The 12,708-nt window shown below is 74.3% G+C and carries 12 protein-coding genes, 1 tRNA gene and 2 riboswitches; of the genes, 4 read left to right on the forward strand and 9 right to left on the reverse strand.

Translation table 11 applies throughout. From position 1 onward, the window contains the following. Nucleotides 1-38: 38 nt before the first annotated feature. A complete protein-coding gene (locus tag D5H75_RS12610) occupies nucleotides 39-1,310 on the forward strand; it encodes an MFS transporter (RefSeq protein WP_202638104.1) in 1,272 nt (423 codons plus the stop codon). Nucleotides 1,311-1,398: 88 nt separating this feature from the next. Here the strand turns inward: D5H75_RS12610 and D5H75_RS12615 are convergent. Then, nucleotides 1,399-1,474, reverse strand: a tRNA-Leu gene (locus D5H75_RS12615). A gap of 61 nt (nucleotides 1,475-1,535) precedes the next feature. Further along, nucleotides 1,536-2,000, reverse strand: a complete 465-nt coding sequence (gene bcp, locus D5H75_RS12620) for a thioredoxin-dependent thiol peroxidase (RefSeq protein WP_119926631.1) — start codon at nucleotides 1,998-2,000, stop codon at nucleotides 1,536-1,538. Nucleotides 2,001-2,130: 130 nt separating this feature from the next. On the opposite strand from bcp, the gene D5H75_RS12625 reads away from it, so the two are divergent. Next, nucleotides 2,131-2,463: a DUF3618 domain-containing protein gene (locus D5H75_RS12625; RefSeq protein ID WP_119926632.1), complete on the forward strand. Its 333-nt coding sequence runs from the start codon at nucleotides 2,131-2,133 to the stop codon at nucleotides 2,461-2,463. Nucleotides 2,464-2,487: 24 nt separating this feature from the next. Here the strand turns inward: D5H75_RS12625 and D5H75_RS12630 are convergent, their stop codons facing one another. Continuing rightward, nucleotides 2,488-3,147, reverse strand: a complete 660-nt coding sequence (locus tag D5H75_RS12630; protein ID WP_119926633.1) for an SIMPL domain-containing protein — start codon at nucleotides 3,145-3,147, stop codon at nucleotides 2,488-2,490. A gap of 169 nt (nucleotides 3,148-3,316) precedes the next feature. Beyond that, nucleotides 3,317-4,495 (reverse strand): amino acid deaminase/aldolase, encoded by a 1,179-nt coding sequence (locus D5H75_RS12635; protein ID WP_119926634.1) that lies wholly within the window; start codon nucleotides 4,493-4,495, stop codon nucleotides 3,317-3,319. A gap of 120 nt (nucleotides 4,496-4,615) precedes the next feature. On the opposite strand from D5H75_RS12635, the gene D5H75_RS12640 reads away from it, so the two are divergent. Both D5H75_RS12640 and D5H75_RS12645 read left to right on the forward strand, forming a co-directional pair. After that, a complete protein-coding gene (locus tag D5H75_RS12640; protein WP_119926635.1) occupies nucleotides 4,616-5,212 on the forward strand; it encodes a DUF6286 domain-containing protein in 597 nt (198 codons plus the stop codon). Further along, entirely contained in the window at nucleotides 5,212-5,796 is a 585-nt protein-coding gene (locus tag D5H75_RS12645) for a hypothetical protein (protein WP_119926636.1), read from the forward strand. The genes D5H75_RS12640 and D5H75_RS12645 overlap by 1 nt, the downstream gene beginning before the upstream one ends. A 6-nt stretch (nucleotides 5,797-5,802) precedes the next feature. On the opposite strand, the gene D5H75_RS12650 is transcribed toward D5H75_RS12645, so the two are convergent. The 5 genes from D5H75_RS12650 to D5H75_RS12670 all read right to left on the reverse strand — a co-directional run bounded on the left by D5H75_RS12650 (nucleotide 5,803) and on the right by D5H75_RS12670 (nucleotide 12,540). Beyond that, entirely contained in the window at nucleotides 5,803-7,887 is a 2,085-nt protein-coding gene (locus tag D5H75_RS12650) for a hypothetical protein (protein ID WP_119926637.1), read from the reverse strand. 92 nt (nucleotides 7,888-7,979) lie between these two features. Then, a complete protein-coding gene (locus tag D5H75_RS12655; RefSeq protein WP_119926638.1) occupies nucleotides 7,980-9,353 on the reverse strand; it encodes an L-serine ammonia-lyase in 1,374 nt (457 codons plus the stop codon). Nucleotides 9,354-9,382: 29 nt separating this feature from the next. Then, nucleotides 9,383-9,763 carry a glycine cleavage system protein GcvH gene (gene gcvH / locus D5H75_RS12660; protein ID WP_119926639.1) on the reverse strand — a complete coding sequence of 127 codons (381 nt, stop codon included), beginning with the start codon at nucleotides 9,761-9,763 and terminating at the stop codon, nucleotides 9,383-9,385. A gap of 16 nt (nucleotides 9,764-9,779) precedes the next feature. Continuing rightward, a complete protein-coding gene (gcvT, locus tag D5H75_RS12665; RefSeq protein ID WP_119926640.1) occupies nucleotides 9,780-10,865 on the reverse strand; it encodes a glycine cleavage system aminomethyltransferase GcvT in 1,086 nt (361 codons plus the stop codon). Nucleotides 10,866-10,898: 33 nt separating this feature from the next. Further along, a riboswitch (glycine riboswitch) is annotated at nucleotides 10,899-10,993 on the reverse strand. 1 nt (nucleotide 10,994) lies between these two features. Continuing rightward, nucleotides 10,995-11,091: riboswitch (glycine riboswitch) on the reverse strand. Nucleotides 11,092-11,445: 354 nt separating this feature from the next. Continuing rightward, a complete protein-coding gene (locus tag D5H75_RS12670) occupies nucleotides 11,446-12,540 on the reverse strand; it encodes an acyl-CoA dehydrogenase family protein (RefSeq protein WP_147425130.1) in 1,095 nt (364 codons plus the stop codon). Between the last annotated feature and the right edge of the window lie 168 nt (nucleotides 12,541-12,708).

Genomic DNA, 12,708 nt, shown 5'->3' on the forward strand with positions numbered 1-12,708 from the left:
ACTCGTCTGGATACGAACGTTCGGCCAATGTGATTTCCGTGAAGGACACGACCTCTCCCGCTCCGCGCGCGACCGGCTCCCCGGCGACCGGCTCCCGCGCGATGTTCGCGCTGGCGGCGGCCGTGGTCGGCCTCTGCCTGGCCGCGTCGGCCCTGCCCTCCCCGATGTACGGCGTCTACGCGGCCCGCTGGCACATCCCCGCCTCCACCGTCACCCTGATCTACGCGGCGTACTGCTTCGGCGTGCTGGCGGCGCTCCTGCTGCTGGGCCGGGTCTCCGACTCCTGGGGGCGCAGGCCGGTCATCGCCGCCGGGCTGGCCGGCCTGCTCGTCGCGATGGTGATGTTCATGTACGCCTCGGGGGTGGCCTGGCTGTTCGCGGCGCGCGCCGTCCAGGGCGTGGCGACCGGCGTCGCCATCAGCGCGGCGGGCGCGGCCCTGCTGGAGGCGCAGCCCCGGAGGGACGCCGCCCGCGCGGGCCTGACCAACGCCGGCGCCAGCGCCCTGGGCGTCGGCGCCGGCGGGCTGCTCGGCGCGGTGCTGCTGAGGTTCGCGCCCGTGCCGCTGGTCGTCTCGTTCGCGGTGCTCGCGGTGCTGGTCGTCCTCCTGCTGGGCGGCCTGCTCCTCGTGCCCGAGACGGTGTCCGCGCGGACCGGGTTCCGCGTCGCCCCGCCGGGGGTACCGCGCGCGATCCTCGCCCCGTTCGCCCTGGCCGGGCTGGGCATCACCTGCTCCTGGTCGGTCATGGGCCTCTACCTGGGGCTTGTCGGCACGCTCGCCCCTGACCTGATGCACACCAGGAGCGTGCTCGCCGCGGGCTGGGCGATCTTCGCCATGGGCGGGGCGTGCGCGGCGGCCCCGCTGATCACCCCGAAGGCGGGCCCGCCGATGCAGATCGCCCGGGGCACGGCGCTGCTCGCCGTCGGCGTGGCGCTGATCGCGTGGGCGTCGTCCATCGCGTCGGCGCCGCTGTTCATCGCCGCCAGCGTGCTGACCGGGTGGGGCGGCGGCCTGGCGATGTCCGGCGCGCTGGGGGGGGTCGGCGCGGCGGCCCCCGCCGACCGGCGCGCCCAGGTCATGGCCGCGTTCTACATCGTCGCGTACGCGGCGATCTCGGTCCCCGCCATCGGCGCGGGCTTCACCGTGCGCCACCTGGGGGCGGCGGGCGCCTTCCAGGTCTTCGGGGCGGGCATCGCCGTCGTGTCGCTCGGCACCGCCGCGCTGGCCCTGACCCGGCACCGGGCCGCCGGGCGGGCCGGCGCCGCGCCGGGCGGGCGCCGGAGCGAGGAGGCGCTGACGGGCGGCGGGTGAACGGCTCGCGGCGATCGTGGGCGGGCGGCTCGCGGGTGAACGGTTCGCGGGCGGGCGGCTCGCGGTGAACGGTTCGCGAGTGGACGGGTGGTGGGGCCGGTGGGATTCGAACCCACACTGTCACGGACCTAAACCGTGGGTCTCTGCCGTTGGACTACGGCCCCTCGTCCCGCCGCGGTCGCCAATCCTACCGGCGGCCGCGGGGGCGGGGATGATCGGTTCGGGTCAGAGCCCGAGCTCCTTGCGCAGGCGCTCGACGTGGCCCGTGGCCTTCACGTTGTACATGGCCTTCTCGATCTTCCCGTCCGGGTCGATCACGAAGGTCGAGCGGATCACGCCGACCGTGGTCTTGCCGTACAGCTTCTTCTCGCCGTACGCGCCGTACGCCTGGAGGACCTCCTTGGAGGTGTCCGAGAGCAGCGGGAACGTCAGGTTGTCGCGCTCGACGAACTTGCGCAGCTTCTCCGGCTTGTCCGGCGACACCCCCAGCACCGTCACCCCGGCGGCGGCCAGGGAGTCCAGGCTGTCGCGGAAGTCGCACGCCTGCTTGGTGCAGCCCGGGGTCATCGCCGCCGGGTAGAAGTAGAGGATCACGCGCTTCCCGCGCAGCGACGACAGCGACACCTCTCCGCCGTCCGCGTCGGGCAGGGTGAAATCGGGGGCTGCGTCGCCCGCCTCGAGTCTGGTCACGGATCCTCCCTCATCTGGTCCAGAACCTACCGGCCGCCCTCCAAACTACCGGCGGGCCAGGGTATCAACGGGCCGGTGGACCTGACAGACTGATCAGGTCAAAGGGCGACGAGAGGAGAAAGGGAGCGCCATGGCGGACACCGATCCCGAGGCGCTGGAGCGGGAGATCGAGCGCACGAGGGCCGAACTGGCCCGCACCGTCGATGCCATCGCCGACCGCGTCAGCCCCAAACGTGTCGCCCAGCGCGGAGTCGCCCGGGTCAAGGCCAACGTCGAGAACGCCCTCGCCAGCGTGCAGGGCACCATCGCCCAGGCCCAGCACGGCGACGTGGCCGGGGACGGCTCAGGCGACGGCCGCCCGCCGTACGAACGCCCGGAGACCCTGGCCCCGGTGCTCATCGCGGTCGGCGCGGCGGTCGTGGTGACGGCCGCGTTCGTGGTGTGGCGGCGCCGCCGCAGGTAGGACGCGCACGGCCCCGCCGCGGCCTCACAGCTCGGGCGGGGCCAGCGTGAACCTGGCCTGGACCTGCGCGCGCACGATCTGCATCTCCGGTTCGAGGTCCAGCGGCGGCGGCGAGTCCATCTCCATCGCGGCCGCCCGCATCAGGGGCGCCGACTCGTAGCCGAACGGCGTCACCGGCTCGGCGGTGTCCGACATCTCCAGCAGCCCGGTCACCCGGGTGCCCAGCGCCGCGGCGTACTCCCTGGCCCGCCGTACGGCGGAGCGCGCGGCCTCCTCCCGCGCCCGGCGGTGCACCTCGCTGTCGCGGCGCAGCTCCCAGCGCGGCCCCTCCACCGAGGCCAGCTCCAGGTCCGCCAGCCGCGTCAGCAGCTCGCCCAGCGCGCCGAACTCGTTCATCACGATGGTGAGCCGCACGGTGCCGTGGTACCGCGCGACCTTCTCGCCCGAGCGCCGCCCGCGCAGCTCGGGGAACACCGTGAACCCGCCGGTCTCCACGGACTCCACGGCGTCGCCGTACGACTTGACCAGCGTCAGGCACTCCTCGTCGCGCCGCGTGAGCCGGTCGAGCACCGCCCGGCGGCTCTTGTCCCGCGCGCCCACGTTGACGATCACGCGCGCGAGCTCCGGCTCCGCCTCGATCACGGCCTCGCCGCGCACGCTCAGCCTCGGCTCCTCACCCGCCATCACGCCTCCTCGCCCGGAAGCCCGGCCCGCGCCCGGCCGGCCCGCGGTTCGGTCAGTCCCGCCGGTTCGGTCAGTCCCGCCGGTGTCCAGTCAGTCCCCGCCGGTCCGACCGGCGCGGCACTCCGGCCGGCGCGGCGGTCCGGCCGGTCCAGTCAATCAGAGGCGCGCGTCACAGGAAGGTCTTGCCCTCGCCGCGGTACGTCGGGACCTCGCCGACGACGCGGTCGCCCTCGACGAGGTGGAGGCCGGCGAAGCGCTCGCACAGCTCGCCGGCCTTGGCGTGCCGGAAGTACACCCGGTCGCCCACGCTGAGCACGTCGGCCTCGCGTCCGAGCAGCGGGGTCTGCACCTCGCCGGCCGCCTCGCGAGGGTCGTAGGACAGGCCCGGCGGATAGTACGGCTGGGGCAGCTTGGACGGGCCGGGCTCGCCGGAGGCGACGTATCCGCCGCCGAGGACGGTCACGACGCCCGCCGCGGGCCGCCGCACGACGGGAAGGGCGAAGAGCGCCGCGGGGGTGCCGGAGAAGCCGCTGTAGAAGTCGAACAGCCTCGGGTGGAAGAGCCCGGACCCGGCCGCGACCTCGGTGACCGCCTTCTCGCGCACGGTCTTCTCGACGCTGCCGGTGCCGCCGCCGTTGACGAACTCCAGGTCCGCCACCGCGCGCACCGCCCGCACGATGCGCGCCCGCCGTACGGCCAGCTCCCGCCACGACTCGCGCTGCATCCAGCGGATCACGCGGGCCTGCGCGGGGCTGCCCGGCGGGCGGTCGCCCACGCCGGCGATCTGCGCCTCGTAGGCCATGATGCCGACCAGGCGGAGCGAGGGGCGCTTGCCGATCTCGGCGGCGAGGTCGGCGGCGTCCTCGGGGGTGCGGACGGGGGATCGGCGCGCGCCGATGCGCAGCCTGCCGCCGAAGGCGATGAAGCCGGTGTCGATGTCGAGGCAGACGCGGATCTCGCTGCCGCGCGCGGCGTCCTCGATGAGGTCGAGGTGTTCCAGCGAGTCCACCATGAGGGTGATCTCGGTGGTGGCGCGAGGGTCGGCGGCGAGCGCGGCCAGCGCGGAGCGGTCGGCCGTCGGGTAGGCCACGAGCACGTCGCGGAAGCCCTCGGAGACGAGCCAGAGCGCCTCGGGGAGGGTGAAGGCCATGATCCCCGCGAAGCCGTCCATCGCGAGGACGCGTTCGAGCAGGTGACGGCAGCGCACGGACTTGGAGGCGACGCGGATCGGCTTGCCCTTGGCCCGCCGCGCGAGGTCGGCCGCGTTGGCGTCGAAGGCGGCCAGGTCGACGATCGCGAAGGGGGCGTCCAGGCCCGCCGTGGCTCGGTCGTATCGCTCGCGGCTCATGTCGGCAGCTTAACGCCGAACCACCGGGATTAACATGAATAGCCTTCACATTATTTGCGCGGCGTGGGACCCCCCATCACTCCCGTCACCTGTGCCACAGTGACGGGTGGGGACGCTGACATGAGCACTATCGACGAGATCTTCGCCACCGGCGCGACGCGCAAAGAGAAGAGGGCCGCCCGCCGCCGGGCCCTTCGCGCGCTCCGGCCGCAGCGCGTCCCCGCCGGGGCGCTCACCGCGCTGGCCCTGACGCTCGCCGGCGGCCTCACCGCCGCCGAGGTGGTCAGCGCCCTCGCCGGCCGCCCGCTGCGCGCCGTGCCGTACGACCGGCTGGCCGGGATCACCTGGGGCGACCGCGCGACGATGATCGCGGGAGCGGGCACGCTGGTCACCGGCCTGGCGCTGGCCGCGGCCGGCCTGCTGCCCGGCCGCGCGCGCCTGATCCCGGTCGAGACCGCCGATCCTCACCTGGTCATCGGCATGACCCGGCGCGGCCTGCGCAACTCCCTGGCCGCCGCCGTGGCCGCCGTCGAGGGCGTCGAGCGGGCCCGGGTACGGCTGCGCCGGGGCCGCGTCCACATCGTCGCCACCACGGGCAGCCTCACCACGGACGGCCTGGTCTCCGCGATCCGCCGCGCCGCGTCCGCCCGCCTCGCCGACACCGGCGTGCTCTACGGCCACGAGGTCCGGGTACGCCTCCACCGGAAGCAGATCTGATGCCCCTCGCCCCCACCACGCACGACGAGACCCCCGCGGCGCCCCCGGCGGAGCCGGGAGCGCCCCGGTTCCGGAAGCGGGAGCGCAGGCCGCGCGGGCTGGGGATGCGGCTGGGCAACCGCGCCGGACTCGTGGGCGTGGGCCTGACGCTGACCGGGCTCGGCGCGTACTCCCTGCTCCGCGCGGCCGGTCGGCTCGGCCAGGCCCGGGAGGCCGTGTTCACCCCGCCCGGGGACGAGCGGATCTGGTACGGCGTCGCGGCGCTCGGCGTCGCGACGGCCGTCCTCGGGGCGCGCTGGCTGGCGCGGGTCGTGGGACCCCGGGCGCGCGGCAGCCGTACCGGCGCGGGGACGGCGATGCTCGGCGTGGCGCTCAAGGGCATCGAGGGCGTGCGCTGGATCAACGTCGGCATCGTGCGGCACGGGCGGCGGCAGCGCCTCGGGCTCACGGTGTCCTGCGACCCCCAGGCGGACCTGCGCGAACTGCGGATCCGGCTGGATCGCGAGGTGGTGGCCAGGGTGCGCCGCGTCTGCGACGACGAGCGGCTGCCCGCCCTGGCCCGCGTCCACATCACCCGCCGCTGACGGCCATCACCCGCCGCTGACGGTCCCCCGGAGCCCGGGCGCCGGTCCGGGCCCGGCGCGCCCGTCGTCACCGCCGCCGGGCAGCCCCGGCCCTTCCGGGATCTCCGGCGTTCCCAGTCCTCCCGGCCCGCTCCCATAGCCGTGTCCGTGCCCGCTCCCGCGCCTGCGGCGTCCCGGGCGGGAGCCCCGCCCGGCGCCGAAGGCGAGGGCCGCCGCCAGGCAGAGGAGAGGCACCGCGGGGAGCACGTAACGGTGGTCGAACGCCGCGATGAACGGCGGCACCATCAGCAGCGTCATCCCCGCCGCCCACGGCAGCAGCACGTCGCCGCCGAGCCGCCGCCAGCGTACGAGCACGCCGCCGAGGCCGAGCAGCAGGATGACCGCGATCATCGGCCCGCGCAGCAGCACCACGTCCTGGTAGTCCCGGACCCAGCCGGCGTACGGGTAGTTGACCTCCAGTTCCCCGGACTCCCCGGAGTACTCGGTCACGATCTCCTGCGCGGTCCGGCCCCTCGACGCGGCGACCTGCGGCAGCGGCGTGCCGGACCGGGGGAAGCGGTACACGTCCAGGATGCCCGGGTCCGGGTACGGGTCGGGGGTCCACTTGAACGTGCGGGCGAAGTCCTCAAGCCCGGCCTTCACGAAGTCCAGCGGCTGCCCGAGGATGGCCCGCCGCGCGAACCGGCCGGCCAGTTCGTTCTTGTCCGTGCCCTTGGGGACGTTCCCCTCGATCCGGATGGGCGAGGTCGGGCTCCAGATGTACTCCGGCGCCGCCTGCCGCCGGCCCAGGTCCTCCGTCGGGCACAGCCGCGCCTCGTCCTCCGGCGGCCGGAGCCGGTCGCAGTCCGCGAAGGTCATCGTGCGCGACCACAGGAAGACGTTGCTCTTGGTCAGCCCGAAGTCGCCGTACGCCGTCCGGAACCAGAAGGCGTACGCCGCGAGCGGCACCACCGACGCCATCACCGCCGCCGTCAGCGCGCGCCAGCCGACCCGGCGGATCAGCATCATGACGAGGATCACGATCAGCACGGCCAGCCCGATCGTGCGGGTGAGCGAGGCCGCGATCAGCAGCAGCCCCGCCGCCCCGGCCTGCCACACGGCGGGCCGGTCCCGCCACAGCGCGAGCGTCACGGCCGCCGTCACCAGCAGCGTGAACAGCGACTCGGCCAGCACCATGTGCTCGATCTGCACCTGGTGCGCGTCCAGCAGCACCGGAGCGGCCGCCAGCGCCGCCATCCACCCCCTGAGGCGGGTGCGCCGCCGGATCACCGCGTAGATCAGGACCCCGGTCGCCAGCCCCATCAGGTGCTGCGCGACCATCACCGCGGGGAAGCTCCCGAACGGCCGCATCAGCCACAGGAACAGGGCGTACCCGGAGGGCCGCGACTCCATGGGCCGCGGGTCCAGCCCGGCGTTGACGTACGCGAAGGAGTCCGCCCAGAACCACAGCGCGGGCTGGTACCCGAGCACCGCGGCGGCCCGGATCCCCGCGCCCGCCGCCAGCACGATCAGGAAGACCAGGTGGCCCAGGACCGGGTTGCGCCGCCGGGGCCGTTCCTTCCCCGGCTCCGCCGGCATCCGCGCGACCCGCACCTCGGGATAGGCCATCCCGCCGCCGATCCCGCCCGGCGCCCCGCCCGCGTCCTGCGGCGCCCCATCCACGGCGTCAGGCGCCGCGCCCACGGCCCGCGGCGCTCCGCCCGGGGCTTGCGGCGCCGCGCCCACGGCGTACGGCGGCGCGTCCGGGCGCGCCCCGCCGTACCCCTGCCGGGCGGCGGCGGGCCGGGAGGCCCCGGGCGTGCGCCGGGGAAGCTCGCCGCCGGGCACGGCTCCGGGCGGGGTGCGCTTCGGGAGTTCCGCGCCGGCGTGCGGCGGGGCCGGGCGCGGCGGTCCGGGACTCGGCACGGGCCGGTCCCGCCGCGGCAGGTCCCCGCCCGCCCGGGAACCCCCGGGAGTACGGCGGGGCAGGGCGGGCGGCGGCCCCGCGGGGGAGGCCGCCGCGGGCGGCGACTCGCGTGGCGACTCGCGCGGCTCCGATGACGAGGCGCTCTCGAACCAGCCGCGGACCGGCCCGTCAGGTTCGGTGGACACCCGGAACCTCCCAAACGGGGCGGACAAAACAGACCACCCATGCTAGGCCAGGCCTGCCCCTGCCAGCGGCGCACTCCGCCCCGAACGGCCCGTCAGCACTCGATGACGTTCACGGCGAGGCCGCCGCGCGAGGTCTCCTTGTACTTGTCGAGCATGTCGCGCCCGGTGTCACGCATCGTCTTGATGGCCTTGTCGAGGGAGACGAAGTGACGGCCGTCGCCGCGCAGGGCGATGCGGGCGGCGCTGATGGCCTTGATGGAGGCGACGGCGTTGCGCTCGATGCACGGGATCTGGACGAGACCGCCGATGGGGTCGCAGGTCAGCCCGAGGTTGTGCTCGATGCCGATCTCGGCGGCGTTCTCCACCTGCTCCGGGGTGCCGCCCAGGACCTCGGTCAGGCCCGCGGCCGCCATCGAGCAGGCCGAGCCGACCTCGCCCTGGCAGCCCACCTCGGCGCCGGAGATCGAGGCGTTCTCCTTGAACAGCACGCCGATCGCGCCCGCGGTGAGCAGGAAGCGCACCACGCCGTCCTCGTCGCTGTTCAGGAACCGGTCGTAGTAGTGCAGGACGGCCGGGATGATGCCCGCCGCGCCGTTCGTGGGGGCGGTGACGATGCGGCCGCCGGCGGCGTTCTCCTCGTTCACCGCGAGGGCGTACAGCGTGACCCAGTCCATGGCCTGGAGCGGGTCCTTCTCCGCCGTCTCCACCTGGAGGCGGCGCCGGAGCTGCGGGGCGCGCCGCCGTACCTTCAGGCCGCCGGGCAGCAGGCCCTCGCTGGAGCAGCCGCGCCGCACGCAGGCGCGCATGACCTCCCACAGCTCCAGCAGCCCGGCCCGGATCTCGCCCTCGGCGCGGCCGAAGGCCTTCTCGTTCTCCAGCATCAGCGCGGAGATCGACAGGCCGGTCTCGGCGGTGTGCGCGAGCAGTTCCGCCGCCGTCGTGAAGGGGTACGGCAGGGGCGTGTCGTCCGGCTTGATCCGGTCGGCCCCGGTGGCGTTCTCGTCCACCACGAAGCCGCCGCCCACGGAGTAATAGACCTTCTCCCGGAGAGGAGACCCTTCCGCCGTGAAGGCGGTGAACCGCATGCCGTTCGGGTGATGCGGGAGTGACTTCTTCCTCTCGAAGATGAGGTCCTCTCCCACGACGAACGGGATCTCGTGCTCGCCGTACACCTTGACCGTGCCCGACGCGCGCATCTCGGCGAGCCGGGCGTCGATCGTGTCCACGTCCACCAGTTCGGGCTTCTCGCCCGAGAGGCCGAGCAGGACGGCCTTGTCGCTGCCGTGGCCCTTGCCGGTCAGCCCGAGCGAGCCGTACAGGATGGCCTCGATCCGCGCCGTCTTCTCCAGCAGCCCGTCCTGGTGGAGGCCGCGCGCGAACTTGTGCGCGGCGGCCATGGGCCCGCCGGTGTGGGAACTCGACGGGCCGATGCCGATCTTGAAAAGGTCGAAGACGCTGATCGCCATTGATCAACCTCTCGTCGGGGGGTTGGGGGTCAGGACTCGGACCCCTCGGTCAGCTTGGCGTACGCGTCGGCGTCGAGCAGGTCGCCCGGCTCCTCCGTCACGCGCACCTTGAAGAGCCAGCCCTCGCCGTACGGGTCGCTGTTGAGCAGCGACGGGTCGTCGGTCACCGCCGGGTTCACGTCGGTGATCTCGCCGGTCACCGGGGAGTACACGTCGCTCACCGACTTGGTGGACTCCACCTCGCCGCACGGCTCGCCCGCGCTCACCTCGGCGCCCGCCTCGGGGAGCTGCACGAACACGACGTCGCCGAGCTGGTCGGCGGCGTACGCGGTGATGCCGACGGTCACGACGTCCTCGCCGCGCACCCACTCGTGCTCGGCGGTGTAGCTCAGCTCGCTGGGAATGGTCATCTGGTTCTCCCGGTGCTCAATTCTTCTTGTAGAAGGGCAGATCGACGACGTCCACCGGCTCGTGCGAGCCGCGGATGTCCACGGCCAGCTCCCCGGTGACGCCGGCGTCCACGTACGCCATGGCGATCGGCTTACCCAGTGTCGGCGACGGCGCACCACTGGTCACCACGCCGACCACCTCCCCGTCGGCCTGCCGGACGACGGAATACCCGTGCCGGGGCACCCGCCGGCCCCGCGCGACCAGGCCCACCAGCTTCCGCGTGGGCTCCGGGGCGGCGCTCAGCACGGCCTTGCCGACGAAGTCGCCCGGCTTGTCCAGCTTGACCACCCGGCCCAGTCCCGCGTCGTACGGCGTGAGCTCGCTCGTCAGCTCGTTGCCGTACAGCGGCATGCCCGCCTCCAGGCGCAGCGTGTCGCGGGCGGAGAGCCCGGCGGCCTTCAGGCCCAGGTCGGCGCCGGCCTCGGCGAGCGCGTGCCACAGCGGGACGGCGTCGGCGTTCTTCACGAACAGCTCGAACCCATCCTCACCGGTGTACCCGGTGCGGGCGATCAACGCGTCCGCCCCGGCGACCACGGCGGGCAGCCCGGCGTAGTACTTGAGCCCGTCCAGGTCGGCGTCGGTCAGCTTCGCCAGGATCTCCTGCGAGCGCGGCCCCTGCACCGCGATCAGCGCGAACTCCTCGGACCTGTCGTCCACGACCGCGTCGTACGGCAGCGCCCGCTCGGCCAGCGCGGCGGCGACGACCGGGTAGTTGGCGGCGTTGGCGACGACCATGAACTCGGCCTCGTCGAGCCGGTAGACGATGAGGTCGTCCAGCACGCCGCCGTCCTCGGCGCAGATCATCGTGTAGCGGGCGCGGCCGACGTTCAGCGCGGACAGGTGCCCGACGAGCGCGTGGTCGAGCGCCTCCCCGGCCTGGGGGCCGGTGACGAAGATCTCGCCCATGTGGGACAGGTCGAACAGTCCGGCCGCCTCGCGGACGGCCTTGTGCTCGGCGGACTCGCTGCCGTAGCGGAGCGGCATGAGCCAGCCGGCGAAGTCGGTGAGCGTCGCGCCGAGGCTCTCGTGCACCTCGCGCAGCGGAGTCGGTCGTGCGGTCATCTCAGGCCACCTTCGTGGGAGGTGAAAAGTCCATCCTCCCGCTCTGTCATCGGTGCCTGAGAGCTTCGCCCGCGCGTGTCGGGCTTTCACCTTCGGCGAGGCCCCGGGGACCTGCTTTCCAGAGTGCGCCTGGCTCGTGCGGTCCTTTTACCTGAGAGGTTGACGGGAAGGCTTGCTCCTTCGGTGGCCCTGACCGGCTGACAGGGCTCTCTCCCGCACGGGTTCGTCGGCTGCCGCCAGACTAGTGGCTTTCGTCCTCCCGCGAAACACGCCGGGCCGATCGTGTACGGCCGTGTCCGGCCCGGTCTCCGGCGCCGCTCCGGCCGGGACCGGGTACGGCCCGGCGCGGGGCTCCCGGCGCGGCGACGCGGGGGCGCGGGGCGGGGCTCGGGCGGGGGGCTCGGGCGGAGGGCTCGGGCGGGGCTCCGGTGCGGCGGCTTGGGGCTGCCCGGCGTGAGGCTCCGGGTCGGGGCTCGGGGCCGGGGCTCCGGTCCGGGGCTCAGGACGGGGGCTCGGGGCCGGGGCTCAGGACGGGGGCTCGGGTGCGGGGCGGGACGCCGTACGGGCCGGGGGTACGGGTTCAGGCCATCGCGGTCGGGGGGAGGTCGAGGCCGAGGCGGGCGCGGGCGTGGACGTCGGACGCCGTGTCGAGGTCGAAGATGACGTGGCCGCAGAGCGTGTTGAGGTCGCGCTGCACCCGCTGGAAGGGGGAGCCGGCGAACTGGGCGGTGGCCCCGCTGGCGGCGCACACGTCGTTGACGATCTCGCGCGTCTCCTTGACCACGTGCGCGGCGGTCAGCCGGTGCCAGGACCGCTGCCGCAGGTCCATCTCGTCGCGCAGCCGCCGCACCGACTCCTCGAACAGCGCCACCGCCGCGTCCAGCCGTACGGCGGCCTGCGCGAGCCGTACCCGCGCGGCGGACATGTCGGCCTGCTTGACGCCGGAGTAGGCCAGGACGCGGGCGGAGAGGCGGTCCTCGAACGCCTCCAGCAGCCCTTCCGCCGCGCCCACCGCGACCGCGGCGGCGGCCAGCGACATCACCGGGATGAGCGGATAGCGCGGGGCCGGTCCCGCGAAGTCGAGCATGCTGATCGTGAGGTGCGGGGGCACGACGACGTCCCGCAGCTCGACGTCGTTGCTGCCGGTGGCGCGCATGCCCGAGGTGTGCCACACGTCGTGCACCACCGCCCGGGAGGCCGGGACGGCGAACAGCCTGGGCTCCAGCGGGTCGGTCACGAGCGCCACGACCATCACCCAGTCGGCGTGCATGATCCCCGTCGCGAACGACCAGCGCCCGGTCACGCGGTACCCCCCGGCGGTGGGCTCGGCGGTCCCCGTGGGCGCGAGCACCGCCGGGACCAGCGCGTACGGCCGGCCGCCGCGGACCTCGGCGTGCCCTTGCTCGGGGAGGAAGGTGATCAGCCAGTTGTGCAGCGAGTAGAACATCGTGACCCACGCGGTCGAGGCGCACCCCTTGGCGAGCTCCCGCGTGAACGCGGTGAGCGCCGGGAAGCCGGCGAGGAGCCCGCCCCGCTCGTGCACCCCGGCGAACAGCCCCGCCGCGTGCAGGTCCTTCAGCGTGGCCTCGGGGAGTTCCCGCAGTTCCTCGGCCTCGCGCGCCCGCTCCGCCAGCACCGGCGCGAGTCCCCGCGCCGCCTCCGCCAACCCATCCATGATCGCCAGAGTAACCGCCCGCTTATCCCGGAGCCAGCCCCGCCGGCCGAGCGGGACACGCCGGCATCGGGACGGGTGGGCCGGCCGGGAGGGCGGCGCCTGCCGCGGGAGGGGTGCGCTCGCCGGGGGGCGATGCCTGTCACGGGACGGGTGGCCCGGTGGGAGGAG

Origin of the sequence: Bailinhaonella thermotolerans, assembly GCF_003594875.1 — a bacterium.
Lineage (GTDB): Bacteria > Actinomycetota > Actinomycetes > Streptosporangiales > Streptosporangiaceae > Bailinhaonella > Bailinhaonella thermotolerans.